This is a genomic window from Bacteroidetes bacterium endosymbiont of Geopemphigus sp., from assembly GCF_002904345.1.
Lineage (GTDB): Bacteria > Bacteroidota > Bacteroidia > Flavobacteriales > Blattabacteriaceae > GSPS2-BC2016.
In genome coordinates, this window is record NZ_PEIH01000003.1 from 43,571 (window position 1) to 69,441 (window position 25,871).

Annotated in this window: 34 protein-coding genes and 2 pseudogenes; 16 read left to right on the top strand and 20 right to left on the bottom strand. The window is 36.4% G+C overall.

Features of this window, described 5'->3' with window-relative positions:
* Window positions 1-2: 2 nt before the first annotated feature.
* Complete coding sequence (gene proS, locus CS842_RS00230; RefSeq protein WP_103326611.1) at window positions 3-1,475, bottom strand: proline--tRNA ligase; 1,473 nt, start codon at window positions 1,473-1,475, stop codon at window positions 3-5.
* A 618-nt stretch (window positions 1,476-2,093) separates the two neighbouring features.
* Here proS and CS842_RS00235 point away from each other — a divergent pair.
* The 6 genes from CS842_RS00235 to CS842_RS00255 all read left to right on the top strand — a co-directional run bounded on the left by CS842_RS00235 (window position 2,094) and on the right by CS842_RS00255 (window position 7,578).
* Window positions 2,094-2,366, top strand: coding sequence for a hypothetical protein (locus CS842_RS00235; RefSeq protein ID WP_103326613.1), 273 nt, complete (start codon window positions 2,094-2,096; stop codon window positions 2,364-2,366).
* Window positions 2,367-2,504: 138 nt separating this feature from the next.
* Window positions 2,505-2,660: an ankyrin repeat domain-containing protein gene (locus CS842_RS00240; RefSeq protein ID WP_346962744.1), complete on the top strand. Its 156-nt coding sequence runs from the start codon at window positions 2,505-2,507 to the stop codon at window positions 2,658-2,660.
* Between the two features lie 575 nt (window positions 2,661-3,235).
* Complete coding sequence (locus tag CS842_RS06710) at window positions 3,236-3,412, top strand: hypothetical protein (protein WP_195909794.1); 177 nt, start codon at window positions 3,236-3,238, stop codon at window positions 3,410-3,412.
* A gap of 915 nt (window positions 3,413-4,327) precedes the next feature.
* Window positions 4,328-4,546 carry a hypothetical protein gene (locus CS842_RS00245; protein ID WP_146037407.1) on the top strand — a complete coding sequence of 73 codons (219 nt, stop codon included), beginning with the start codon at window positions 4,328-4,330 and terminating at the stop codon, window positions 4,544-4,546.
* 2,137 nt (window positions 4,547-6,683) lie between these two features.
* Window positions 6,684-6,974 carry a CinA family protein gene (locus CS842_RS00250; RefSeq protein WP_103326619.1) on the top strand — a complete coding sequence of 97 codons (291 nt, stop codon included), beginning with the start codon at window positions 6,684-6,686 and terminating at the stop codon, window positions 6,972-6,974.
* A 46-nt stretch (window positions 6,975-7,020) separates the two neighbouring features.
* The gene (locus tag CS842_RS00255) at window positions 7,021-7,578 is read left to right on the top strand and encodes a thioredoxin family protein (protein WP_103326622.1); all 558 of its coding nucleotides are present in this window, start codon (window positions 7,021-7,023) and stop codon (window positions 7,576-7,578) included.
* A 269-nt stretch (window positions 7,579-7,847) separates the two neighbouring features.
* Here CS842_RS00255 and CS842_RS00260 read toward each other — a convergent pair whose 3' ends face one another.
* Genes CS842_RS00260 through CS842_RS00265 form a run of 3 tightly spaced genes read right to left on the bottom strand, consistent with a single transcriptional unit; the run spans window position 7,848 to window position 8,472 of the window.
* A complete protein-coding gene (locus tag CS842_RS00260; protein ID WP_103326625.1) occupies window positions 7,848-8,033 on the bottom strand; it encodes an FKBP-type peptidyl-prolyl cis-trans isomerase in 186 nt (61 codons plus the stop codon).
* Window positions 8,034-8,062: 29 nt separating this feature from the next.
* Window positions 8,063-8,227, bottom strand: coding sequence for a hypothetical protein (locus CS842_RS06715; protein WP_195909795.1), 165 nt, complete (start codon window positions 8,225-8,227; stop codon window positions 8,063-8,065).
* Between the two features lie 8 nt (window positions 8,228-8,235).
* Complete coding sequence (locus CS842_RS00265; protein ID WP_410468494.1) at window positions 8,236-8,472, bottom strand: peptidylprolyl isomerase; 237 nt, start codon at window positions 8,470-8,472, stop codon at window positions 8,236-8,238.
* Window positions 8,473-8,511: 39 nt separating this feature from the next.
* Here CS842_RS00265 and CS842_RS06720 point away from each other — a divergent pair, with 39 nt between their 5' ends.
* Window positions 8,512-8,649 (top strand): hypothetical protein, encoded by a 138-nt coding sequence (locus tag CS842_RS06720; RefSeq protein WP_195909796.1) that lies wholly within the window; start codon window positions 8,512-8,514, stop codon window positions 8,647-8,649.
* Window positions 8,650-8,845: 196 nt separating this feature from the next.
* On the opposite strand, the gene CS842_RS07300 is transcribed toward CS842_RS06720, so the two are convergent.
* The 6 genes from CS842_RS07300 to CS842_RS00290 all read right to left on the bottom strand — a co-directional run bounded on the left by CS842_RS07300 (window position 8,846) and on the right by CS842_RS00290 (window position 13,609).
* Window positions 8,846-8,977 (bottom strand): hypothetical protein, encoded by a 132-nt coding sequence (locus tag CS842_RS07300; protein WP_265614100.1) that lies wholly within the window; start codon window positions 8,975-8,977, stop codon window positions 8,846-8,848.
* A gap of 253 nt (window positions 8,978-9,230) precedes the next feature.
* Window positions 9,231-10,250, bottom strand: coding sequence for a DHH family phosphoesterase (locus CS842_RS00270; RefSeq protein ID WP_103326631.1), 1,020 nt, complete (start codon window positions 10,248-10,250; stop codon window positions 9,231-9,233).
* 53 nt (window positions 10,251-10,303) lie between these two features.
* Complete coding sequence (locus CS842_RS00275) at window positions 10,304-10,834, bottom strand: IS1096 element passenger TnpR family protein (RefSeq protein WP_103326634.1); 531 nt, start codon at window positions 10,832-10,834, stop codon at window positions 10,304-10,306.
* Between the two features lie 52 nt (window positions 10,835-10,886).
* Entirely contained in the window at window positions 10,887-12,305 is a 1,419-nt protein-coding gene (locus CS842_RS00280; RefSeq protein ID WP_103326637.1) for a CCA tRNA nucleotidyltransferase, read from the bottom strand.
* Between the two features lie 5 nt (window positions 12,306-12,310).
* A complete protein-coding gene (locus tag CS842_RS00285) occupies window positions 12,311-12,886 on the bottom strand; it encodes an L-threonylcarbamoyladenylate synthase (RefSeq protein WP_103326639.1) in 576 nt (191 codons plus the stop codon).
* A gap of 522 nt (window positions 12,887-13,408) precedes the next feature.
* Window positions 13,409-13,609, bottom strand: a complete 201-nt coding sequence (locus CS842_RS00290) for a hypothetical protein (protein WP_103326641.1) — start codon at window positions 13,607-13,609, stop codon at window positions 13,409-13,411.
* A 256-nt stretch (window positions 13,610-13,865) separates the two neighbouring features.
* Here CS842_RS00290 and CS842_RS00295 point away from each other — a divergent pair, with 256 nt between their 5' ends.
* A complete protein-coding gene (locus CS842_RS00295; protein ID WP_103326668.1) occupies window positions 13,866-14,699 on the top strand; it encodes a glycosyltransferase family 2 protein in 834 nt (277 codons plus the stop codon).
* Between the two features lie 5 nt (window positions 14,700-14,704).
* Here the strand turns inward: CS842_RS00295 and CS842_RS00300 are convergent, their stop codons facing one another.
* The gene (locus CS842_RS00300; protein ID WP_103326643.1) at window positions 14,705-15,520 is read right to left on the bottom strand and encodes a 2,3,4,5-tetrahydropyridine-2,6-dicarboxylate N-succinyltransferase; all 816 of its coding nucleotides are present in this window, start codon (window positions 15,518-15,520) and stop codon (window positions 14,705-14,707) included.
* Window positions 15,521-15,595: 75 nt separating this feature from the next.
* Between CS842_RS00300 and ruvX the strand changes: the two genes are divergently transcribed.
* From ruvX to CS842_RS00315, 4 genes are read left to right on the top strand one after another with little or no spacing between them, the layout of a single operon-like run.
* Window positions 15,596-16,063 (top strand): Holliday junction resolvase RuvX, encoded by a 468-nt coding sequence (ruvX, locus tag CS842_RS00305; protein ID WP_103326645.1) that lies wholly within the window; start codon window positions 15,596-15,598, stop codon window positions 16,061-16,063.
* Complete coding sequence (gene def / locus CS842_RS00310; RefSeq protein WP_103326646.1) at window positions 16,011-16,604, top strand: peptide deformylase; 594 nt, start codon at window positions 16,011-16,013, stop codon at window positions 16,602-16,604. The genes ruvX and def overlap by 53 nt, the downstream gene beginning before the upstream one ends.
* On the top strand, window positions 16,601-16,729 hold the full coding sequence (locus tag CS842_RS06725; protein ID WP_195909797.1) for a DUF5606 family protein: 129 nt from the start codon (window positions 16,601-16,603) through the stop codon (window positions 16,727-16,729). The genes def and CS842_RS06725 overlap by 4 nt, the downstream gene beginning before the upstream one ends.
* 57 nt (window positions 16,730-16,786) lie before the next feature.
* Entirely contained in the window at window positions 16,787-16,972 is a 186-nt protein-coding gene (locus tag CS842_RS00315) for a DUF6852 domain-containing protein (protein WP_103326648.1), read from the top strand.
* 76 nt (window positions 16,973-17,048) lie between these two features.
* Here the strand turns inward: CS842_RS00315 and rplT are convergent, their stop codons facing one another.
* The 9 genes and pseudogenes from rplT to ffh all read right to left on the bottom strand — a co-directional run bounded on the left by rplT (window position 17,049) and on the right by ffh (window position 23,263).
* The gene (gene rplT / locus CS842_RS00320; protein WP_103326650.1) at window positions 17,049-17,393 is read right to left on the bottom strand and encodes a 50S ribosomal protein L20; all 345 of its coding nucleotides are present in this window, start codon (window positions 17,391-17,393) and stop codon (window positions 17,049-17,051) included.
* Window positions 17,394-17,470: 77 nt separating this feature from the next.
* A complete protein-coding gene (gene rpmI / locus CS842_RS00325; RefSeq protein WP_103326652.1) occupies window positions 17,471-17,668 on the bottom strand; it encodes a 50S ribosomal protein L35 in 198 nt (65 codons plus the stop codon).
* 23 nt (window positions 17,669-17,691) lie between these two features.
* On the bottom strand, window positions 17,692-18,231 hold the full coding sequence (infC, locus tag CS842_RS00330; protein ID WP_241518387.1) for a translation initiation factor IF-3: 540 nt from the start codon (window positions 18,229-18,231) through the stop codon (window positions 17,692-17,694).
* Window positions 18,232-18,264: 33 nt separating this feature from the next.
* On the bottom strand, window positions 18,265-20,187 hold the full coding sequence (gene thrS / locus CS842_RS00335) for a threonine--tRNA ligase (RefSeq protein ID WP_103326654.1): 1,923 nt from the start codon (window positions 20,185-20,187) through the stop codon (window positions 18,265-18,267).
* A gap of 195 nt (window positions 20,188-20,382) precedes the next feature.
* Window positions 20,383-20,520, bottom strand: a complete 138-nt coding sequence (locus tag CS842_RS07525) for a hypothetical protein (RefSeq protein ID WP_322746635.1) — start codon at window positions 20,518-20,520, stop codon at window positions 20,383-20,385.
* A gap of 233 nt (window positions 20,521-20,753) precedes the next feature.
* Window positions 20,754-21,008: an MIP/aquaporin family protein gene (locus CS842_RS07530; RefSeq protein ID WP_322746634.1), complete on the bottom strand. Its 255-nt coding sequence runs from the start codon at window positions 21,006-21,008 to the stop codon at window positions 20,754-20,756.
* 143 nt (window positions 21,009-21,151) lie between these two features.
* The gene (locus CS842_RS00345) at window positions 21,152-21,331 is read right to left on the bottom strand and encodes an FGGY-family carbohydrate kinase (protein WP_103326656.1); all 180 of its coding nucleotides are present in this window, start codon (window positions 21,329-21,331) and stop codon (window positions 21,152-21,154) included.
* Between the two features lie 11 nt (window positions 21,332-21,342).
* Window positions 21,343-21,722 (bottom strand): annotated as a pseudogene (locus CS842_RS07650) (FAD-dependent oxidoreductase); the annotation flags it as partial.
* Window positions 21,723-21,919: 197 nt separating this feature from the next.
* The gene (gene ffh, locus CS842_RS00350; RefSeq protein ID WP_103326658.1) at window positions 21,920-23,263 is read right to left on the bottom strand and encodes a signal recognition particle protein; all 1,344 of its coding nucleotides are present in this window, start codon (window positions 23,261-23,263) and stop codon (window positions 21,920-21,922) included.
* 893 nt (window positions 23,264-24,156) lie between these two features.
* Between ffh and CS842_RS06415 the strand changes: the two genes are divergently transcribed.
* The 4 genes and pseudogenes from CS842_RS06415 to CS842_RS06730 all read left to right on the top strand — a co-directional run bounded on the left by CS842_RS06415 (window position 24,157) and on the right by CS842_RS06730 (window position 25,547).
* Window positions 24,157-24,375 carry a hypothetical protein gene (locus CS842_RS06415; RefSeq protein ID WP_146037408.1) on the top strand — a complete coding sequence of 73 codons (219 nt, stop codon included), beginning with the start codon at window positions 24,157-24,159 and terminating at the stop codon, window positions 24,373-24,375.
* Between the two features lie 470 nt (window positions 24,376-24,845).
* Complete coding sequence (locus CS842_RS07655; protein WP_430537306.1) at window positions 24,846-24,941, top strand: hypothetical protein; 96 nt, start codon at window positions 24,846-24,848, stop codon at window positions 24,939-24,941.
* Between the two features lie 85 nt (window positions 24,942-25,026).
* Window positions 25,027-25,155, top strand: a pseudogene (locus CS842_RS07660) (ankyrin repeat domain-containing protein); the annotation flags it as partial.
* Between the two features lie 236 nt (window positions 25,156-25,391).
* Window positions 25,392-25,547, top strand: coding sequence for a hypothetical protein (locus tag CS842_RS06730; RefSeq protein WP_195909798.1), 156 nt, complete (start codon window positions 25,392-25,394; stop codon window positions 25,545-25,547).
* The last annotated feature ends 324 nt before the right edge of the window (window positions 25,548-25,871 follow it).

The window sequence follows — 25,871 nt, forward strand, 5'->3', positions numbered from 1 at the left end:
TTTCAATAGGCTCTTGCAAAGAGCACGCGTTGAGAGGAGGCTTTACCCGAGTATATGCATTTTCCTTCTTCCTTTGGAGAATTTAGCGGTATACAGCGAATCGTGGCTTTGGTTTCCTCTTTTATCTTTTCTTCGCTTTGAGTCGTTCCGTCCCAATGCGCGGAGAGAAAACCGCCTTTTTCATCTAAGATTTTCTTGAAATCTTCATAATCTTCTACAGGGGTAATCCACGCGTTTTTTCGCTTCAGAGCTTTTTTGTAAAGATTTTCCTGAATAGCCTCGAGAAGTTTCGGGATCTGACTTTCGAGATCTTTTTGTAAAACTGATTGTTTCTCCATCAAATCTCTTCTGAAGAGCTCTGCCTGATGTTTTTCGATATCTCTTGGTCCGATAGTAATGCGCAACGGTACGCCTTTGATTTCATATTCATTAAATTTCCATCCGGCCGTCTGGCTTTCCTTATCATCATATTTTACGACGATGCCTTGATATTCAAGGGATGATTTTATTTCCAGGGCGGCTTTCTCTATGACTTTGTGTTGTTCCTGGTTTTTATAAATAGGGATGATCACCACCTGAACAGGCGCGAGTTTAGGAGGTAGTACCAAACCATAATCATCCGAATGCGTCATGACAAGGGCACCCATTAAACGGGTAGAGGTTCCCCATGAGGTAGCCCATACGTATTGTTGTTTGCCTGATTTATCAAGGAATTTCACATCGAAAGCTTTGGAGAAATTTTGCCCTAAAAAATGCGAAGTACCTACCTGCAAGGCTTTTCCATCTTGCATCATTGCTTCAATACAGTAGGTTTCTTCCGCCCCGGCAAAGCGCTCGCTCGGGCTTTTAATTCCCTTAATGACCGGAACGGCCATAAAGTTTTCTGTAAAATCGGCATATACATCAAGCATTTTCTCAGCCTCGGTTATGGCTTCTTCTTTGCTGGCATGAGCGGTATGACCTTCTTGCCATAGGAATTCAGAGGTGCGAAGAAATAGGCGCGTGCGCATTTCCCAACGTACCACATTGGCCCATTGGTTGAGTAGCAAGGGAAGATCCCGATAAGATTGAATCCAGCGGCGATAGCTCTCCCAGATAATGGTCTCAGAGGTTGGGCGTATAATGAGCTCATCTTCGAGTTTTGCCTGCGGATCCACCATAATACCCTTACCGTCAGGGGTGTTTATCAGTCGATAATGAGTCACCACAGCGCATTCTTTGGCAAATCCTTTGACATGCTTGGCCTCTTTTGAGAGATAGGATTTAGGAATGAAAAGGGGAAAATAGGCGTTTTCATGACCCGTAGCCTTAAACATTTCATCAAGAGCCGCCTGCATTTTTTCCCATATGGCAAATCCGTAAGGCTTGATGATCATACATCCTCGAACGCCGGAGCTTTCGGTTAAATCGGCTTTTATTACCAGTTCGGTATACCATTTTGAGTAGTCTTCTTTTCGTGAAGTGAGTGAAGTCATGAGGTGTTGTTATGGTTAAAAACCAAGGGCTCCAAATTTATATTAAAAATCACAAACAGATCCTTTTTGGAAGGCTCAAAAAATTTCAGTTTAGTTTTTTTTAAATAAAGATGAAACGGTCATGAATTATTTTAAAGGAAGTGTAAAAGAGATTTTTTATTTGAGAGGGCTCTTTTATAGCTATTCAACTTGTTTACTCTAAGAAGTTGATGAAAGAATAGGATGGTATCTGTTTCAATTCCGTTGCAAATGAGTTTTTAGAGGATTCATACTAATGATGAAATCGATTTTGATATTTATCGCGTGATAACAGTACAGAGGAATTTTTGAAATTCTGAAATTATAAAAAATAAAGCTTGATGTCAGTTAATGTATCAAGTATTAAAATTTCTCCGAATTTAATCATGAGAATTTATAAAACCCCTTATTTTTGAGGGTTTGGTATGGAAATAAATTATCAGCTTACTATACAAAAACCCTTTTCTCAGAATAAAAAGAGTGAGCCTTATGTATTAAACAGTCTTAATAGTGAGTAATAATTAATCCTTATTTAACAGTGATTTAGAACAGAAACGAGTAATTTGGTATTATCAATGCTATGTATATAATTATTAAGATTTGAATATTAAATTACAAGAAGAACTTATAAGAACGATAATTTATGATTTTGTTCTTCTTTTGCTATTTGTGGTGATGGTTTATGGTTTCAATGGTCAAGCCCTACTTCATGTGACAGTTTTTGCAGGAAGCAGTACAGCTGTAGTTTCTTTTGGAGAAAGGTGCTTGGAGAAAGGCGCTGATGTCAACGCTAAAGATGACTTCGGTTATAATCCGCTTTTACTAGACGGCTTTTGCGATCCGCAGCGGAGCTATAGATTACCTTTTGACTAAACAAAGGAGGCTTCACCACTCTATTTATAAATAATTCTGACAGCATACCGCTTGATTGAGCGTCCGGAAATGAACGTACAGAAGTGATAAAATATCTTATCGAAAAGGGTGCAAATGTAAATTGTTAAAGATGATAATCTGCTTCATGTGGCAGCTTTTTGTAGCAATATAGAAGTTATGAAGTTTCTTTTAGAAAAGAGCGCCGATGCTAACGCTAATGATAAAAATGGTAGAACTCCTTTCGATTTATCCAAAACCAAAGAAACTAAAGAGATGCTTAAATTATCTCATTAAAAAATACTCCTCCATACAAAAACAAAGTAGATTCTTAGCCCCAAGTTTAGGATATACATTATATGATCTATGAAAATAAAGGCTCTGCGGCATAAGAGGGAACAACTACTTTTTCTATCAATCATGATAGATACTATCATGATAGAATTCGACACCATAGGGCTGGGAGTCGCTATCCCCTATATCGCAACTAAACTGGGCTTTTGGGATTAAGCAGGGAACCTGGTTAATCATCTCTTATACTTCTGGGTTTTCCGCGTTTTATTGCCCGCAGGTATTATCACGGACAAATCAGGAATTCGTCTGACTCTAATTTATGGTGTTATTGATTTTTGTTCTTACTTCCAATTTTTACTTGTTGTATTTCCATGGAAGCTTTCACCGTAGTACGTTTATTTCAAGAAATATCCGCTGATTTCTTAATACCGGCGACCATGGGATTGCTGAATCTCTTATTGTCGGTGGATCGACAGACCTAAAGTATTTAAATACTGGTCCCTTTTTCTTGGACTAATTTTTGCGTTAAGTTCAACATTAGGAATCGTTATTGTTACCTATACTTATGGCAGTGGATTATGTTAATTAATATTCCTCTTGAAATACTGGTGACAATCCCATTTATTGGTAATCCCTCAGATAAGGCACAGATAGCTGCGCGTTTAGTCGGAATCTCTGATAAGCACTCTGCTTGCAGCGGTCTTGCTATTGCTTATTACAATGTAGCGATAGATAAGAAGAACGAATACCGGTAGTAAATGGGAAGATAACTGTCAATATCTTGATCATTTTATGTGTATTACTGGTTCTTTTCCATTTGCTATCAGAACGAAGCTTTAAGACTTCCAGAGCTAAAAAAATGGGACATTTCTCACTTTATTGCTGCTTCCAGTGATCTTTTCCATTATCTATTGGAGTGTCTTTTTGTCTTCTCCCTAGATAATTTACAGTACGGCTGGAAATGTCGTCTATGGTTATTACACTAGCCATGCTACTGCTTGCGTTACCGCTCACGCTTGTTCCAGTATTTAAAATTCAGAAGCGACTGTTTTTAAACGCAGTCGATATGGCTTTTTGCTCCTCACCTGCGGTCTGCTCTTGCTTTCACCTCTCTTTGCCATGAACTCAGAGAAGTACTTATTTATCTCTTATTGCACCTCTGGGATTATTATGTGCTCTTGTTAATGAACAAAAACGATAAATCAATTTATAATCAATGATTTAATAAATAAGATGTAATGACCTAGGTTTGCATAAGTGGGTTTAGGGGATTTTTTGACCTCTTATTCCTTTTACTTCATTTTTACAACGGTCTCCCTTGATGAAAACATTGAGAAATTTTATAAAATGATAAGAGGGCTATTTTTCAAAATACAAAGCCTAACAGCACGCCTAAGGCGATTTAATAACGACGGCTAAAATCTATTTGGTGAGGTTTGCCTGATTCGTTAGCCGCTTCGGCTCTTGTATTAGCTATAGCAATGATTAAAAAAATCAATATATACTAAACAATAATAGTTTATATAGTATAAATATTATTTAATTATACTTATATTAATTTTTAATTATATATAGTAATACGTGTATAATCGTTTATTTAATCAAAAACATATGAAACTACAATCATTTTTATCTTCATTTCTCATGACCATGGGAGCCCGCAGGCACAAGTGGGCATAGGCACAAAAACTCTCGAAGGGGTTTTACATATGAAAACCCAAACAAAAAACACTCAAGAGCAAAGTATTCAATCCGCCCTGGCACTTCCTGCGCCGGATAAATCGGAAAACGTGAAAAATATTCAGCGTGGGAAATTTGCTCCGGGATCTTTGATGTTTGATCAAAACAAGCAGTGCTTGAGGTATTTGTATCTTACAGAGACAGATTGATCCCGGATCGGAGAAATGGTCTGAATGTTCAGGTAAAGATGATATCGATAAAATGATTCGCCAGCAAGCCCATAATGCTGGAAAATTTGATGTCAGAGAATGTGATTTTCTAATCTATAGAAACCTGTAGCAGGTATTATTTATGTCACGTGATAAATCCGACAAAACTAAAAATGGCTTGATCGAAATATAGCGGCCCTAGTTCTTTTTAAATATATATTAGCATTTTATAAATGCTTCGCAGCTTTAAAAGATCGTGTATATATGCTGGTTAGCGTTGATATCCTTAAAAAATCCCCCGTTCTCAGTGGTAACCCACGCCACTTGCTAAGCTTCCCGGAACAGAGATCATAAGATACTTCTCATAAATGCAGACGCTGATAAAGAAGCTAAAAGATGAGTTAACGACACCCCATCTCTCACAGGTTCGGCTCTCATCGGCATGGTAAGATATCAAAGCTCTTTTGGATAAGCGTACCGATAAAGCAATTAAGAATAATGAGAATAAAATCCTGCTTGACTGTAATGCCATGTCGTATAATAGAATGAAAAAGAGGTTCTTTAGAAAAGACCATGGATAAAAATCATAAGGAGACTCAGAGTAGAGCAATACAATCCTGATATCATTCCATAGGGGTTAGATGCGTACGGATTTGGATTTTGACCGGATGTAGAAAGTAGTATCCTAAAATTAACGCTTTTGGATCTCTAAAGAGCGTTATCCTAACTTTAAGCAACTACAAAAGCTCTCGAAAAGCTTTTATATTCCCTTTCACTATTTCATCCTCGATGAAATCTCTTATAAATCATCGGATCCTAAGGCGGTAAAAATTATCAGGTTCAGAGCTACCCTCGTCTTTAAGAAGATAATTTTACATGAAAAAAATGAACTTTATAGTCCTTTTTGAGGTTTTGATATAAATTTATATGAGAAATATAGATTACTGTATATCAGTAGATTGTACAGAACATATAGTGTCTTTATCGATATAATCACTATCGATATAATCACTTAAGTATTTACCCTTCATGTTCTTAATGGCCTATAATAAGAAAAACCTCCAAAAGGAGATAGAGCATATTCGTGAGATCTGTCTTCAAAAGACAAAAAATGGTTTAATCAAAGAAAATATTTATCGGGATCTGATGAATCGAGGGCTAATGAAGGTAAAATTTCACATGAACTTAAAGTAGCTTTTTCATATATTAAAAATCGTCAATTAATCTACCTCTAAATATGTTTAAGCATGTGTTTATCACGACTTATATTAAGTTAGATACAAAGATGAATATTTTCAGACCTGTTTATTAACAGGAAATTTCATTAAAAAAAACCTTTGGAAGAAGTTTCTCCCTAAGCGCTTGCTAAGGGGGTGTTTCCCTTCAAAGCTCCTTTAGTTTATTGATAATTGTAGAATATTTCCCACTATCTAAGTTTTTCTCAATATTCATAGCATCAGTATATTCGAGAAGTTGATAAAATTTTCGTTGATCCCTTAAATGCGAATACTCCGCTTTTCCATCCAGATGGGGACCAGCTTTTTTGATAGAAAGCTCTTATACCAAGATCTTCACGACGCTAATGAAACCAGACTTGAAATTCATGTGCGTTATCAGTGCGCACCGTATGTATACTGAAAGGAAATCTCTCCATAACATAGTTATGGAAATCTATGGCACATTTTTGATTATGCTTGAAATAAGATTTAAGAGCTCCGGCTCTGCCGGCATTATCTATTTTGCCGTGTATGGATAAGCTTTGAACGCTTTACCTTCTTTATCCTTAAAAAAGCTCTTCTAATTTATCATTAGAATGTTGATTGACAAACTACAAATAGTCAATAAAAATCCTAAGTTTCACACTTAACAAATATTTCTCATAATATAAATAGTTTATCATTCGGTAAAACATTTGCCTTATACCTTAAAGTGCTTTGAATTCCTTGCTTCAAACCTAGTCTTTGGAAACGACGTCTTTGTGACAATATTCACATAAGATAATAAAAAAAAACGTATGAAGGATTTATCAGGATAGTAAATTTTAATATTAAATACCTTAATTAGTATTAAAATTTAATAATATTTGTTATAATTAAGACTAGAATAACATTTATTATGATTTCAATAGTGTTTAAGTATTGACCCTGTATTTATTCAAAAACATGGAACGGTAAGCAAAGAAGTAGCAAAGGCAATGGCTTTTGGCACAGAAGAAAAACTAAAAACCTCTTTAGTATTAGTTACCATTGGATTAGCTAGCCTTGGAAAAGGAAAAGAGTTAAAGGATGTTGGCACACTTTGCATTGGATTGGTTGTTGGTGATACAATCTACTCACAAGAGCTGCATTTGGCCTCCAGCGAGCGCACGCATTGGATAGAAAAAGCTAGTGCAAAGGCGCTGGAATATTTATATCGACATATTTGCTAAATTGCTAACGATTTATTAGAAGTTCAACCGTTTAAAAATCTGATATATGGCACGTACTGCTTCTGCAATGATACCTTTGGGCACTCCAATTATAGATTTCGAACTCCCGGATCCTGTATCCGGAGGTAAAAAATCATTATGGAAGCTATTATCTGACAAAGCCACATTGATTGTTTTTATGTGCAACCATTGTCCTTTTGTTAAGAACATCAATGAAGAACTGTTACGTTTAAGTAAAGATTATCAAACCAAAGGCGCATCGATGATTGCTATTAATTCAAACGATGTAGAAAATTTCCCGGAAGATTCCCCTGAAGAAATGAAAAAAATGGCTGAGAGCTTAGGCTATACCTTTCCCTATTTATTTGACGAAGATCAAAAAGTGGCAAGGGCTTATAAAGCAGCTTGTACGCCGGATTTTTTTCTCTTCGATGGCCGTGGAAAACTAGTTTACAGAGGTCAACTGGACGATTCGCGCCCGGGAAATGAAGTTCCTGTCACAGGCAAAGATCTTAGAAAAGCCTTAGATACACTGCTTAAAGGACAAAAAGTTTTTCAAGAGCAAAAACCAAGCATTGGATGTAATATAAAATGGAAGTCTTAATTAAGAGCTTGCTTCTGAGATAAATTTGAAAATTCTTATTTATAGTTAAAAAGTATAAATAAGAGTTTATTAAGCAAAGTCATTCGAATTTCACTCCAATATTTCCATTTCAAAATAAAGCGTAGCATTTGTAAGGATAAGGCGGCCTCCGGAACCTTGCGTGCCATAAGCGCCCAATGTGTGAGGGAAGAATAGTGTAAGCCTATATACCCCTTTCTTGAGTTGCTCAAGCACCTTTATCCCATCTCTTAATGACTTGTGACCTGAACCTACAATAAGTGTGTGAAAGATTCGTTTTTGTCCAAAGAAGAGCCTATCTTCCTGCCATTTTCAAGCCAAAGCGTATAATGAACAGAGCTACCTGATCGCCCGATTTTATAGCGGCGCCTGTGAGAGCCTTCCTTCAAAAGAACATATTTAAGGCTATCAGTAATTTCAGAGGCTCTGGCATTCATTTCTTTTTGATGATTGATTAAGTAACTTGTTAGGAATTCTTTATGATATCCATTTTCTCATAAAATATTTTTGCGGGATCATAATCTCTATAGTCTTTTCCTTTTCTAAGGATACTTACCTTTTGTAAATGCACTTTCTCAAGCGGTTTATCGGCTGTATCGGTCTTTAAAAAGCCAAACGATATAATTCTCAATCTATAGACTACCTCTGCAAAAATGCTGTATTTCCCATCAATCCAGGGGTAGCTTTTTGCGTGATAAAAAACTGACTGCTATTGGTATCAAGACCAGAGTTGACCATAGAAAAAACACTACTTTTGTTATATTTTAGAACTTGATCAGTTTCATTGGGAAATTCATAACCCAGACCACCTGAGCCATCTCCTTTCGGATCACCTCCATGAATCATAAAGTCTTTAACAATACGGTGAAAAGTCACAGCCCATCATAAAAATGATGACCAGGCGCAACAAATCTATTGAAACCCTTCCATTCAGCCAAGCCAATGAAATTGGCTACTGTCATAGGGGATTTGACTGTCATAAAAGGGAATAAAGATAGCGCCTTTATTCGTCTCGAGATAGGCATACACGCAATTATCGATCTGATCGTATAGATTTTTTATCTACCACTTTTGAAGATGTATATATTTTTGCCGAAAAAACAGCGGTGGCAGAGGTAAGGAATCATCTGATCATATTAATGGGATTTTTATGAATTGCAAGAAAATAAGAATTGGCTGGTACAAACCGATCTGCTACCATCTCCTGAAATGGCATAAACGAAAAACGAAGGCAAGGTCAGTTGATGATTTACGCTTTCTCCATATGAAAATTTTGAATGCTAATGACCTCTTTACCGTAAACGTGATCTTCAAAGATATAAACCACATGAGTAAAACGTGCCATATCTGCATGTTTAGGAAAGCTTCGGAAAATTTCCATAAACTTACTTTTTTCCAAGGATGCTTTCCATCTAGAAATAAAAAAAATTGATAATTTTTCTTTAGGATGAAGACATACGTAATTTTTGATATATTATTTATTTGTGGTAATTTTATTTGAGAATAATCAGTCAAATATCGATGAAAATCCTTTCTGAAAATTTCTTAAAAGAAGCTTACAGGGAGTATCCCTAAAGAATTAAAGTATAACGAATAAAACCAGAAATTCGTTTTACCATGATAAAACATCTTTATTAAGAAAGTTGATCTTTATATAAAGGTAAAAACCCTAAGAAATGTTCAAGCGTAGCTTTCAAATCTTCTCTTGAAACTCCACCAGCCGCATTTTTGTGTCCTCCACCCTGAAAATGCTCGCGAGCGAAGGTATTAACATCAAAATTAGTTTTTGAACGAAAGGAAATCTTAATAATTCCTTTAGTGCAATCTTCAATGAAAAGTGCCGCTAAAAGAACATTTTTTAAACTCAACCCATAATTAACGAAACCTTCAGTATCCCCTTTTTGATAATGACAGTCTTCCATATCTTGTGAAGTCACATACATATAAGCTGTCCGATACTCAGCTAGAATCTTCATTCCCTGTAGTGTTTTTGTCAATAATCGCATACGCCCCTGAGTATAGATAGCATATAAACGATCTTGCACTTCCCCTGCATTGATACCTTTGTCCATAAGGTGCGCCGCTATGATATGAGTTTCAGAAGTGACAGATGAAAAACGAAAAGAACCCGTATCACTTACCAAGGCTGTGTATAAACACATAGCCAGATCACGGTCTATGCAATCTAAATGGCCCATTTGCTCTATCAACCTAAATACGAGCACTGCCGTAGCGGGTGCCAAAGGATCACAAAACATCAGATCAAAAGTTTCCGGAGCAAGATGATGATCAATAAGAATCTTAAATGCAGGTGAGGATTTTAAAAAGACATCTAAAGGTTCAACCCTTGAAAGGGTATTAAAGTCCACAAAAAAAAGCACATTGGCCTCATGAATTTTTTTCTTTACCCTGCTATTCTGTTTTTCAGAAAATACCAGCACCTGATCAACATTAGGTAACCAACGTAAAAAATAAGGAAAATCCGTCGGGGCAATTATATTTACCTCATGTCCAAATTTTCGCAAGTAAAGAGCTAAACCTAAACAAGAGCCCATAGCATCCCCATCGGGGTTTTTATGAGGCAAGACAAGAAATTTTACAGTTGGCCCATGAAGTTTTTTCTTAAAATTCGCCAAGGCTTCTTTATAACTCATAAAAATTCATAAAACATAAGTAGTTTTAAGATAAATAAGATAATGCTTGTAGTTTACAAATCTTCCTCGGAATAGCTTTCATTATCTTCTACTTGAAGATCATTGAACATTTCATCGATATCTTCCTCATCTTCTATTACAGGTTTTTTTTCAACAGGAGATATCTTAGATATTTTTTTAAGATTTTTTAACGGGATTTTTCCCTTGCTATTTACCGTAAGCGGATAGTTAAGCGCAGGAGGTCTATTTTGAATTTCAACCACCTCGAGAAAGAAATGCCACATATTAAGAAAATCATAAATATAAACGAGTTGCGCTTTTTCTTCGTCTGAAAAAGCCTCTTTCACATTTACATCAGCCATACTCATACCTGATTGATCATCTGTAGGATCTTCCACAGGAATCTCCTTGATTTGATTCATGTCTTTATCGACATAACAAAAAGAAGCAAATTCTTCACCCGATAAATTAAAAGCATTTTTAATTCCTTTATGAAGATGCCATAGCGTCTGGCTGGCTTTGATATCGATATCTCGAAAAATTTCTTCTTCGGTATCCAGTGCAACTCTTATTCTATAAATCATTTATTTATAATTTTTTCAAAAATATGAGGCTGGAAATATACGACAGCTCCATTTAACTTTTCCGCTCCAGACCTAACTCTTCACCTTTTTTCAACATAAAGCAATATACAGATTCACGATCATTGCATATTTCTCCATCCAATATCGCCTCTTTTATGGCATTTTTTATAATTCCAACTTTTGGAGAAGGCTGTAAATTAAATATTTTCATGATTTCTTCTCCTGAAACTGGGGGCTGCCAGTTTCGAATTCGGTCTTTTTCTTCGAGTTGATGAAGCTTTTTCTCAACCAGGATAAAATTATTACGGTAACGACGCTGTTTTTCCGGGTTTTTTGTAGTAATATCTGCCTTGCAAAGCACCATAAGATCCTCAATATCCTCACCGACATCAAACAATAGCCGACGCAAAGCCGAATCAGAAGCTTCATCACTTACCAAGGCTATAGGCCGGGAGCTATACTGAACGATTTTCTGAACGTATTTTACAGTAGATCCCATAGGCAATTTAAGGCGCCGAAATATCGCCGGAATCATACGGGCGCCTACAAACTCGTGGGCATGAAAAGTCCAACCTGTACGGGCTATATATTTTTTCGTAACAGCTTTACCGATATCATGCAACAAAGCCGCCCAGCGAAGCCATAGAGAATTTGAAACCTCACTTACGTTATCCACCACTTCAAGTGTATGAAAAAAATTATCTTTATGAGAATGTCCTTCCTTTTCTTCTATACCTTCTAAAGCATTAAGCTCCGGCAAAATCATAGAAAGCAAACTTGTTTCATACAGAAGTCCTAGACCAATAGAAGGTTTTGGAGAGCGCATAATTTTTTGAAATTCATCCATGATACGCTCAATAGAAACAATCGAAAGACGCTCGCGATTTTTACATATGGCCTGAAAAGAAGCTTCTTCAATAATAAAGTCAAGCTCGCTAGCAAAACGTACGGCGCGTAACATACGAAGTGGATCGTCAGAATAAGTGATTAAGGGATCTAAGGGGGTACGGAGAAGTTTTTTGTGAAGATCGACCAAACCACCGAATGGATCGATCAATCGCCCATAGTCAGATGAATTAAGGCTTATAGCCATAGCATTAATGGTAAAATCTCTTCGGTTCTGATCCTCTACGATAGAGCCGTCTTCGATGAGTGGTTTTCGGCTTTCGCTGCGATAAGATTCCTTACGGGCGCCCACAAACTCGATCTCTCGACCTCTGTATTTGAGCATAGCCGTTCCAAAACTCTTAAATACAGTAATCCTAGGTTGATGTTTAAGGTTTTGAGAAACTTGCTTGGCCAGCGCTATACCGCTGCCGGTGGTCACCACATCTATATCTTTCGAATATCTTTCATTAAGAAGAAAATCACGAACATATCCTCCGATAACATAGACATCTTGTTGAATTTCCGAAGCTGAGCAGCCAATAGTATGAAATATATTTTTCTCAATGGCCCGGGTCAAATCCATAATTCTTATTTGCGCAATATCTGCCAGCTTTCATCTTCATTGCATCTTACAATAAGAGAAGAGCTTGCATAAGTCGCCTGATCTTTTCGGCGCAAATCTACAATATAGTCTACCGCTTCCAAAATATCGGAGCTGATTTGACAAAAAGATAAAGGCGTAGGATCTCCTGAAAGATTAGCAGAAGTAGAAATTAAAGGCCCTCCAAGGGATTTTATAAGTTCTTGACAAAAAGTATCGCTGGTAATACGTACAGCTAAGGCACCGTCGCTTGCGGAGAGAGCAGAAAATAAGGCTGTGGGATAGTCATATATAATGGTTAACGGACGAGAAGTCTTTGCCATAAGATGCCAGGCTTTCCGAGGAACTTTTACTATACACCTGAGCATCTGAGCGCAGCTCACTAATAAAATCATAGGTTTCTGAGTACTCCTTCGCTTGATTTCATAAAGTTTTTGAACGGCTTTGAGATTTGTGGGGTCACAGCCGATTCCCCATACTGTATCGGTAGGATATAAAAGGATTCCTCCTTGCTTTAAAGTCTCAAAGCTTCTAAAAAGCTCCTGAGAAAATTTTTCAGACATCAGATGATTTTTCTTTTTAAACGTTTATAGACATATAAATTGTAAGTGACGTTAAATAATAAAACTCTCACTGAAGATTTTTATGTCTCATCCACAAAAAAACATAATGTCTAAATACATAATAGTCACAAAACCAAGATTTGAAAAATCCTTACTAGCTATTAAAAATACCTCCTTTAAGCAAATAATAATTGAAAAATCGTCAAAATGGCTTTAATACAAAATGGTGAAGGCGGGGTTGAACATTTTTTTCAAAGAGTTTATCAGTTTGTATACGAGCATATTAGCTGAGCTTTGCATCATACTGCTCCCGGGATAAATAGGTGTAATGATCGAGTTTATTTTTTAGATAAGCGATTGTGCTCTGACAATGAAGCTTTTCATGTACACGCCTGGAAGAGTCCATAAAAGCAATAATTTTCCTTAAATAATATAGGTAACTTATCTTTCTGAAATCCGCTATAGCGCAGCGCTTTCCCTACGGGATAAAATCTCCTGTACACATAATAAGCCTAAAAGGCATCAGGCATATGGAGAGCTTTTAAAACTTTCATCCTTTAAGATTTTGTTCAAACGCTCATCGGCATCTATAAATAATACCCATTGATGAGCAGCAAGATCAAGCGCATGATTTCTTTGAGTAGAAAAATCTTCAAACAAGCGCTGATAAAATACGTACCTTCTGGCACTCCATCGAACTTTCCAAAGTTTTATCTGTGCCATAACTATCGAGGATAATAATTTTCATCAGCAAAGGAAACGCTCTTAAGAAATTCAGCAATATTTGACTCTTCATTATAAGTAATGACCAAAGCGCTGATAGAAGTTTTCTTCAATTTCTTACGATATGAATGAATTTAAAACGCCTAAAAAACCATAAAACTTGAGACAAAGTTAATTAAAAAAGCACGTAAGGAGGTATGTATTTTAAAAATAAGATTGTGTTATACGTTTGCTTTTTTATGTTTCACTTAATATTATGACGCCTTTACTTTCAGTTATTATCAGCACTTACAATTCTACAGGATGGCTAAAAAAGGTATTATGGGGTTATCAAAGACAAAGTTTTAGGTCTTTTGAGCTCATTATCGCCGATGACGGATCAGATGAAAATACAGCGCTATGCATTGCGCAAATGAAACGCATCGTTCTTTATCCTATACAACATCTATGGCAAACTGATAGAGGCTTTCGCAAAACCACCATTCTAAATAAAGCTATAGTGCATGCCCAAGCAGAATATTTGGTGTTTAGTGACGGAGATTGTATTCCTCGAGATGATTTTCTTGAAGTTCACTGGCAAACGCGAAAACCCGGATACTTTCTCTCAGGAGGTTATTTGAAACTGCCTGTGGAACTCTCGCAAAGGATTACATCAAGCGATATTCTCTCGGGAATTTGTTTCGATATACAGTGGCTCAAGTTGTATGGACTTAGTCCTTCTGTTAAGAATATGAGGCTTACACACTCCCCCTGGATATCAAGAGTTTTAAATGCCTTAACGCCTACGAAATCCACTTGGAATGGTCACAACGCCTCGGCCTGGAAAAAAGATCTTCTGAAGATAAACGGTTTTGACGAGCGTATGGCCTATGGAGGAGAAGATCGCGAACTGGGCGAACGTTTAGAAAACATGTATATAAGAGGAAAGCAGATTCGCTATAGTGCCATCTGCCTTCATCTTGAACATACGCGAGGGTATATCAGTGAAAAGGATCTAAAAGAAAATAAAAGGATTCGAGGAAAAACTCATGATTTCAAACTGATAAGAACACCCTGTGGAATTTTAAAGGAAAAAAGCAAGGATGTATAGAGCAATCAAACCGCCAGTGCATATTCGCGAAGCACTTCATTTAAGGAAGTTTTTTTATTTGTACTTTCCTTACGTTTCCCAATAATCAGCGCGCAGGGTACTTGATAGTTCCCTGCAGGAAAAGCTTTAGGATAAGTGCCCGGAATTACTACAGATCTTCTAGGCACACGCCCTTTGATTTCTATAGGAGAGGAACTTGTGACGTCTATAATTTTAGTAGATCCCGTTAAAATAACGCCTGCTCCTAAGACCGCTTCTTTTTCCACACAAACACCTTCCACCACAATACATCTGGAACCTATAAAAACATCATCTTCAACAATGACAGGGGACGCCTGCAAGGGCTCTAATACCCCTCCTATACCTACGCCACCACTCAAATGAACGCGAGCTCCGATCTGCGCGCAACTTCCTACTGTAGCCCACGTATCTACCATGGTGTTTTCATCTACGTAAGCGCCAATATTAACGTAAGAAGGCATCAATATGACACCTTTAGAAAGGTAAGATCCATAACGGGCAATGGCATGAGGAACCACACGAACTCCCTGTTTTTCATAATCAATTTTTAAAGGAATTTTATCATAAAATTCCAAAGGTCCCAGTTGCGTTCGTTTCATTTCTGATATGGGAAAATACATCAAAATGGCTTTTTTCACCCATTCATTGATTTGCCATTTCCCTTCCATAAACTCAGCTACTCTGAGCGCTCCTTTATCGAGCTGCGAAATAACCTCAAATACTACTTCCTTGGTTTCAGGCAGGGAGCGTTTTTCAGGGCTCTCCCATGCGATTTCTATATATTTTCTTAGGCTTGACATCTTAAAACTTTATTTTTTGTAAAGATAAACAAGCTGAAGATATCGAGTATATTTGCAGTACATATCAGAATTTAGTTGTCCCGCATACTGGCCATAGACTACGGAAGCAAAAGAACAGGACTTGCCACAACCGATCCACTGGAGCTTATCGCCTCAGGACTAAAAACCGTAGCTACAGAAGAATTGATGGTTTTTTTAGAATACTACCTTCCTAGAGAGGAAATTCATGCAGTGGTTGTTGGTGAACCCAAGCTATGGAACAACGAGCCTTCTTTAATAGAAAAAGATATTCAGAAATTCATTAAAAAATTTCGCGTACGCTTTCCAGATATTTATTTAGATCGTGTAGATGAACGCTTTACTTCAAAAGTAGCTCAATACGCTATGATTGGCGGGGGGTTAAAAAAGAAAGCGCGACAAAATAAAGCACTTATCGATAAGATCAGCGCTGTGTTAATTTTACAATCTTATCTGGATAAAAAAAAAATGTATGATTTTACCAATCACTATGTATGGGGACCCTGTATTGAGAAGAAAATGTAAAGAAATTAAAGATTCTTATCCTAATCTCAAAACCTTGATTTATAATATGTTTGAAACTATGTATCAAGCTGATGGGGTCGGTCTAGCGGCGCCTCAGTTGGGTTTAAGCATAAGAGTATTTGTAGTGGACACTTCTGCTTTTGCAGATGAAGAAAATGATGATAAAGAAGCTTTTCAAGAATTGAGCGATTTTAAACGAGTATTTATCAATCCTAAAATAGTTAAAATTTATGGAGAGTTCTGGAAATTTAAAGAAGGTTGCCTGAGTATTCCAGAAATCAGAGAGAATGTAGATCGACCTGAGTACTTGCATATAGAATATTATGATGAACACTGGAAAAAGCATGAAGAAAGCTTAAAGGGTGTGCGTGCAAGAGTGATACAACATGAATATGACCACCTTTATGGTAAGCTATTTATCGATTATCTTTCGCCCCTAAAACGACAGTTGATAAACAAAAAACTGAAAAAAATTTCAGAAGGTATACTGAGGCCCAGCTACAAAGTTGAGTTTTCTAAAAAAACGCATAAAAAAATATGAACATATCAAAAGTCATCACCGTAGTAGGAAAATCAAGTTTGTATAGATTTATCTCACAAACACGAAACGGTTTTCTCATCGAGTGCTTTACTCAATCCAGACGCTTTCCTATTTCTTCTAAATAAAGTAATTCTACTTGAAAATATTAGTATTTATACTACAGATGAAAAAAAGTAAGTCTGATGGAAGTTCTAAAAAAAATAGAGCATAAAGAAAAAACAGGCCATTCTTTGAACGCTAAGAAGAGTCATGGGAAGTTGCATGCCTATTTCAAAAATATTCTACCAAATTACGGTAAAACGCGTCTTTACGAATCAGACTTAAGAAAGATCTTTCGTTGGTATAATATTTACAGAACACTGAATTAACCTCTACAGAGTCCCCGGAAAAATAAAAAAGGGAATAAATATTTATTCCCTTTTTTAAAGAATCATTTGATAGTTTTTACTTGACTTTTTCTATGATAGCTTTAAAAGCTTCAGGATGATTTAAAGCTAAATCCGCCAATACTTTACGATTAAGATCGATTTTCTTATCTGAGAGCTTTCCCATAAGTTGAGAATAAGAAATACCATGCTCTCTAGCCCCGGCATTGATGCGCTGAATCCACAGACTTCTAAAATCTCTTTTCTTTCTTTTACGGCCTATGTAAGCATATTGGAGTGCTTTTTCAACAGCATTTTTAGCAACAGTAAACACTTTGCTACGCGCCCCATAGTAACCTTTGGCGGCTTTAAGTATTTTTTTTCTTCTAGCTTTTGCAGCCACTGCGTTTACTGACCTTGGCATATTAATTTAATTTTTTCCGAAAGGCGATCTTTTTCAGATACTTAAGCGCACAAACGGAGGGTTTGAATTTATAAAACTTAGCCTACTAATAATTGTTTTCTTATACTTTGCTCATCTACCTTCTCAACGAGAGAAAAATGAGTCAAATGGCGCTTACGTTTGGTAGACTTCTTGGTAAGGATATGATTCTTAAGAGCATGCTTCCTCCTTATGAGGCCGCTGGAAGTAAGCTTAAAGCGTTTCTTAGCGCTAGATTTGGTTTTTAGTTTAGACATTCTTTCTTAAAAATTAGATCATTTTATTTTTTTGGCGTCAAAATAAGAAACATTCTTTTTCCCTCCATATAAGGCATCTGCTCTACCTTGGCGCAATCCTCAAGATCACGTGCTAAACGCAATAACAATATTTCTCCCTGGTCTTTATAAATTATAGAACGGCCTTTAAAGAAGACAAGAGATTTAACCTTGGAGCCTTCTCCTAAGAATTTTCGGGCGTTTTTTTTCTTGAACTCATAATCATGTTCATCGGTTTGCGGACCGAAACGTATTTCTTTTACTACTACTTTAGTCTGTTTGGCTTTAAGTTGCTTTTGCTTTTTCTTTTGCTCATAAAGGAACTTTTTATAATCGAGTATCTTACAAACAGGCGGATCGAGTTTAGGGTTAATTTCTACCAAATCTAACTCCAGGTCCTGAGCAATAGCTAAAGCTTCCTGTAGAGAGTATATACCGTTTTCCACATTGTCCCCTACAAGACGAATATCACGAGCAGTGATACGATCGTTGATTTTATGAGGATTCTCCTGATTTTGAGGACGGTAATTAGGTTTTCTCCTCAAAAATTTTTTTTGTAACGCGATAACTCTGTAATTTTAATAGTTACTCAATTTCAGCTTTATCATACCTAGAAAATCTTCTACAGTATGAGTACCCAAATCCCCATTTTTATGTGTTCTTAGGCTAATTGTCCCGGAAGAGACTTCTTTATCTCCCGCCACTAACATAAATGGAATCTTGGACATCTCAGCATTTCTTATCTTTTTACTTGTTTTCTCACTGCGCATATCAATACTCACTCGAATATTAGCTTGGGAGAGCAAATTTAGAATTTTTTCCGCATAAGAGCCATGTTTTTCACTAATCGGAAGAATTATTACTTGAACAGGTGCTAGCCAAAATGGAAAATCTCCGGCTGTATGTTCTATGAGAATAGCTATGAAACGCTCTAAAGAGCCGAAAGGAGCTCTATGGATCATCACAGGTCGATGCCATTGGTTGTCTTCCCCTTTATAATTCAGATCAAAGCGCTCAGGAAGATTATAATCTACTTGAATAGTGCCAAGCTGCCAACTCCGCTCTAAAGCATCTTTAACGATAAAATCAAGCTTCGGACCATAGAAAGCCGCTTCTCCGTAGGCTACCTCTACGGGCAAAGATTTATCCTTAACTGATTGAACAATAGCATTTTCAGATTTTTTCCAATACTCATCCAATCCTATATATTTATCTGGCGTTTTTGGATCTCTAAGGGAGATTTGAACCTTATATTGATCAAACCCTAGAGATTTAAAAACATATAACACCAGATCAATGACGCTCTGAAATTCTCCCAGCAGTTGGTCAGGCGTACAAAAAATATGAGCATCATCTTGAGTAAAACCTCTCACGCGCGTCAAGCCATGTAATTCTCCACTTTGTTCGTATCGATACACTGTGCCAAATTCGGCAAAACGTTTTGGAAGATCGCGGTATGACCATTGCTGTGCACGGTAAAGCTCGCAATGATGCGGACAATTCATAGGTTTTAATAAGAACTCTTCCCCTTGATGAGGAGTGGAGATAGGTCGAAAGCTATTTTCTCCGTATTTAGCCCAATGACCAGAGGTGATATAAAGTTTTTTATGCCCAATATGGGACGTGACTACCATTTCATAGCCCGCCTTTTGTTGTGCGCGCATTAAAAAGTCTTCTAGGCATTTACGCAATACAGCGCCTTTAGGTTGCCAAAGCGGAAGTCCTGCGCCTACACGTTCTGAAAAAGTAAATAATCCGAGATCTTTTCCCAATTTACGATGATCACGATTTTTAGCTTCTTCAAGCCGAAAAAGATATTCATCGAGCTCTTTCTTTTTGGGAAAAGAAATTCCATAAACACGTGTGAGTTGTTTATTTTTTTCATCACCTCGCCAGTAAGCTCCGGAGATATTAAGGATTTTAACAGCCTTGATCCAGGAAGTATTCGGAATATGGCCTCCGTGACATAAATCTGTAAAATCTTCATGACGGCAAAAGGTAATAGTTCCTTCTTGAAGGTTTTGTATGAGCTCGGTTTTATAGGGGTTTTCTTTGTAAACCTCTAAAGCCTGAGCTTTGGAAATAGAATACAATTCAAAATTTGAAGCTCTTTTAGCATGCTCGAGTATAAGAACCTCAATTTTTGGAAAATCTTTTTCTGAAAAATCAGCCTCACCCAGATCAACGTCGTAATAAAATCCATTCTCAATGGGCGGCCCGATGGTGAGTTGAACTTGGGGGTATAGCTCCAGAATAGCTTGAGCTAATAAATGGGCTGAGGAATGCCAAAAAGCTTTCTTCCCTAACGGATCCTTCCAGGTATAAAACACAAGATGTGCATCCTGTGCCATAGGTACAAAAAAATCTACTTGGCGTTCATTCAAAGTGACGGATAGTACTTTTTTAGCCAAGCCTTCACTCAAATCACGAGCCACTTCAAATGGAGTAGTGCCTGATGGATATTTCTTTATTCGTCCATCAGGAAAGGTAATCTGAATCATTTAATTTTATAGAAATCATTTTGAAAGTTGTAAATATAAAATATCAGCAATAATAGAACTGCTTTTCAAAATGATTCCCAAATCAATATTATTTTTTAAGAAGATAACATGCTGTGCACAACTGATACAAGAATTCACCCAAGTAAAAGCCCTACTACAGGAGGAATCCAGACATATGACCATTGGCTGCTACCCTTATTGAGGAATACAAGCGTGTATGATTCTGGATTCCAGATCTCGCGCGGGACTGATAGTATAACCTGTGGCTCCACCCAAAGAAAGACCGATGTTCCAGACCAAGAACGCTACAGGTAAAACGCCCAAGGCGCCCAAGCCTGTTAGAGTTTTTCCTCTCCCATTTGAGCAAGAGAAAAGTGAAATATGACAAATACCAAAACAAAGTTGCTAATAGTTTCACTGAACAAATTTAGCCAGGTATTTTTGATAGCTGCTCCGGTAGAAAAGCCAATTGAACCTCCTGATCTTTTGTATCTGCAATATGATCCCCGTAAAAACGCTTACTAAAACATCGCCTATATCATCTGCGCAAGTATAAAGAGAGGTAATTACTTCAAGGAGAACTTTCCAGCTAAAGCCAACACCAGGGTAACAACCGCCGGATTTAGATTCGTCCCGCTATAAGGAGTGGCCACTGCCATCCCGACAAAAACCGCCAGCACCCATACGGTAGTGATAATCATCCAGTCAGAATTGTTTCCTTTGGCTCGAAAAGCACTACATTCATTACTATACCGTTTCCTAAGAGGACCAGCAACATTGTACCGATAGTCTCTGAATAAAAAACGCTCATTACATAACATATGGTTTTAAAAGAGCTACTCCAAGATTTCGCAGCGTTTATTTCCGTATGCTAGACATGTACGCGCTTGGCGCGATTGATCATTTTCTGCGGCTCGCAAATTTGTTTAATTTGACATTAACCCTGAATTTCTTCAACATTTGATCAATAGCCAAAAGCTAGACTGGTCAGATAAGCAGCACCCGCTGCCGTGGTTTCTGAATATTTAGATCTTACAACTTTAGTGTCGAGAATATCCGCCTGAAATTGCAGTAAAACTCTATTATTAGAAGCACCTCCATCCAAACGAAGTTCCTGAATGGAAATACTTGAATCTGCTTCCATAGCTCGGCATAAGGAAATCTCTTAATCATTTTCTCACGAGAAACATAAGAGGAGGAACCTAAACCAAGTTTTCCGGCCAGGAGTTGATAAAACTTAAGACCTATCCAGTAGAATATGCCTGGGCCCCAATTAAAAAAAGGCAAGACAAATCTTTGATTTTTAGTAAGGTGAGGTGCTTTTTTTAAAAGTAAACCACGCTCACGCAAGGCTTCATATACCAAACGTATATTGTCTTGTTCCAAATAATGTACGCCTCCATGCAGTAATTTAGTACTGCGACAGAAGTACCTTTAGCGAAATCAACCTACTCAAGAAGAAGCGTTTTATATCCTCTCGAAGCAACATCCAGAGCTACCTCTATACCGGTAGCTCCTCCGCCGATGATCAATATATCTCATAAAAGCGTCGTCTGAAGTTGTTCTACAAATTTCTCTCTCCAAATTGTCTATTTGGAGTTTTTTTTCATCATTTTAGAGATAATTTTTCAAAAAAATAAAAAAATAAATGAATAGGGAGAAACTTAGTTGTAAAAAACCTGAAAAATGAGTGAAGTACAAAATTCCATATAAAAAAGTATACCTGCCTTTTTTAAGTTTTGTTGTTTCCCATATGGGCCGTCATAGTTTTCAGCATCTCTCTACCAAAAGGTGTTTGCATCTGGCGCATCAACTGACTCATTTGTCCGAACTGCTTTAATAAACGTTCTACTTCTTTAATAGAAGTTCCTGAGCCTTTAGCAATTCTCTTTTTTCGACCCATATCTATGATTTTAGGATACTTTCGTTCTTTAAGGGTCATAGAGTAAATAATAGCTTCGGTTTGTTTAAAAGTATCTTCTTTTAAATCAATATTTTTAGTCATTTTTCCCAGACCAGGAATCATTCCCAGTAAATCCTTCATGTTGCCCATTTTCTTAATTTGCTGAATCTGCTTGAGGAAATCATCAAAACTAAAATTATTCTTAGCAATTTTTTTATAAAGCTTTTTAGCTTGTTCTTCATCAAATTGTTCACAAGCTTTTTCCACGAGCGATACTACATCTCCCATACCCAAAATACGGTTAGCCATCCTTTCAGGATAAAAAATATCTATTGCCTGTAGTTTTTCACCATTGCTGATAAACTTGATGGGCTTGTTTACCACACTACGAATGCTTAAAGCCGCCCCTCCACGGGTATCTCCATCAAGTTTTGTAAGTACTATCCCCTGATAATTAAGGGATTCATTAAAAGCCTTAGCTGTATTTACCGCATCCTGTCCCGTCATAGCGTCTACCACAAAAAGAGTTTCATCTGGATGAATTTGCTCGTGAATAGCTTTAATTTCTTTCATCATAACTTCGTCGACCGCTAGTCGGCCAGCGGTATCAACAATTACCACATCATGAAAGTGAACACGCCCATAGTCAAGGGCTTTTTCAGTGATTTCTAAGGGATTTTTACTCTCTTCAAGAGTAAAAACAGGTACTTGAATCTGTCCTCCCAGTACCTTGAGCTGCTCTATAGCAGCAGGTCTGTATACATCTGCAGCTACTAAAAGGGGCTTTTTATGCTTTTTGCTTTCCAAAAAATGGGCAAGCTTTCCTGAAAAGGTGGTTTTTCCACTACCTTGCAAACCGGCGATTAAGACAACTGTAGGTGTTTTTGAAAAATCAATTCCAACATTTTGACCACCCATAAGCTGCACAAGTTCATCGTGCACGATTTTAATAATTAATTGACCAGGTTGCAGGGAAGTAAGTACCTTTTGTCCCAGAGACTTTTCTTTGATTTTATTGGTAAACTCCTTAGCTACTTTGAAATTCACATCAGCGTTGAGCAAGGCGCGCCGTACCTCTTTAAGGGTTTCAGCAATATTGATTTCGGTAATTTTCCCTCGTCCCTTCAGAATATGAAAGGCCCTATCGAGCTGTTCTTGTAAGTTGTCAAACATTCTATTAAGATTCTATATAAACAATAGAACAAAGCTAAATATTTTCTAAAAATACAAGGTAAAATATTGATATGATTTATGTTATTAAATTAAGATTATTTTCTTAACTCCATTATATTATTATCCTTATTGATTAAGAATCTGTGATTTAATAAATTTTAATCCTGAGCTAAATACTCTAAAATAAAATATTTTTTATCCTTAGATAATTAAATCCTTAGAAAATAGAGTTTTGTTTATCTATCAAGTTGATTTTAAAATATTAATTTAAAAGAGAATTTGATTATATCTAAAAAATTACAATATCAAAGCTGCTTTGCGTTTTAAAAAGAAGATCTTAAGTCCATCTAAAAAAGTTTTATACGGCTTGTTGTCCTAATTTTCAATTATACAAAAGCTCGGAGTTGGAAGAAAATTATATATTTTATACTCAGTTTTCATAAAATAAACCATTACAACACCTGTACAGGATTTGAGATCGATGAAGTAGATGAGATCTTTAGTAGAAAAAGATAATTTAGTTTTACCTTAGTAAGAAAAAATAAGGCTCGGACAATCAGAAATCAATAAAAAAATGCTCTTATACGTTAACTCGTTCTTTACTAAACATATATTCGATTGGTATCATTAAATATATCAGTCATAAAAAGAGAGTTTCTAATATGATCTCAAAGCGTATCGATTAGAATATTTCACGGATAAGCGATAGCCATAGAATAAAAAAAGAACAAATAGTATTTAATTTTCCAATATTTAGTAAGGCTGCTCTGAAACCATTACAGCAATAGTCAAACTCGAAAAAGAGTAAAAATTAAGTTGCTTCTATCGGTATTTTCAAAGGCCGCGGGCACACTGCGCGTGAAATTTTCTAAATTCCCTTTTACCACCAAAAAATGGTTTGGATTTTTACCTTAACTACAGGTTTATTCTTTACTAAAGATCCGCTTTTTGATCAAAAGAATGAATTGATCGTTAATGTAATTAGTAGCACACCAGATGATCATTACACAAAAGATATTCTTAATATTATGAAGCCCTCTCGCCATTACCGATACATCCCCTTTCTTAATCCGATCAACCCGAAAAATGTTCATCAGATAAGTTCACTATAACATTCGTTTTCATCCTAATAGAGAGCAAATACAAACGAGATATGGAAATAGATATAATATCGAACGTACTTATACATTCTGCAGCGAGCGACATCATTAAAAAAGTCATACGTTCTAAAAAAAGAATATAGCAATCATATTTTTTAGAGCACCTTTTTTGAGAGTATCTATTTCTTTGATCTACCTAAAGATGGGTAAAATCGTAAGTTTTGTGGGAAGCTCAGGTAAATAAATGAAGTATGCATCCGCATTATTAGATTATAAAAAACCACAAAAAAATAAATCTTTTTTCCCTTTGTAAACATACAATATAAAATCAACAGAAAAAACACATTTACATGAATGTAAAAACTTTTTCTACTTAGAAAAATATTTTCCTAAAAAGAATCAGGAATTTCTGAATATGAAGTTTATAAGATCTATTTTAGAGGATGAAAATGATGTGAGTCAGGCAAATAAACGGAATATATCTGCTTCATATAGCCGTTTTATCAGGTTACGAAAATACCGCCACTTTACTTGTAGATAAGGGAGAAAACATCGATACTCAGGATAAAAATGGATAAACTTCTTTACACTTTACTACTTCGGTGAGCTATGAAAATATGATTGCTTTTTATATAAGGAAGCAAATCATCAACTCGTAAGAATAATGATGGAAGAACCCCTCTACACATCGCTGCATTGCAAAGATATGAGAATATCGAAGTTTTACTTATCAATAAAGGGAGAGCTCAAATCAACTCTAAGGATAGCCATGGCGCAACACCGCTTCATTAGGATATGAAAATATCGCGGCTTTTTATAGATAAAGGCGCGCATATTAGTATTCATTGATCGGGGAGGCTTAACGTCCATGCATAATGCTATTTCCAATCAGAACACGAAACAACCCATATGATCATCGCAGAGGGGCTTAAAAAACACACTTTTGAGTAGAAACTCAACTTCAGAGCATTCTTTATGCAAATAACATTTCTGATTTTTGGGATCAGTGCAAAAGAGAGATCATCGCCATGCGAAATCAAATCATACGGCACAAAAACGATGAAAAGGCTATTATCTGCATTGAAGAAGATCATACGTTATTAAAATATATAAGCAAGATCGCTCATACGATGAAACTCGATGAACTTTCCGCTGAAAACATAACAGAGTCTCATAAAATATGATATTCATCAAATAAAAGACATAGTCAACTTCCAAAGAGAAGTTTATCAGCAAAAACTTGCCAGAGGTTCTTTAAGCACAGCGATATTAGAGAAAAGAAGAACGAATCTTAAAAAGAGAAAAATATCAAGGTTATAGACTTTAGATTGTCAGAAGCTTTATAAAAAACCAATTGTATCGGACATAAAAAATATTAAAAAATAGATCCTTTTAGCTTTACAGATATTTAAAGCTCGCTAATTTAATCCTAATTATACCGGAAAGTATTTTATGTAATAGTAGTATCCTATTAAGTTTGTAAGAGGAAAAGTTACTCTAAAAATGTA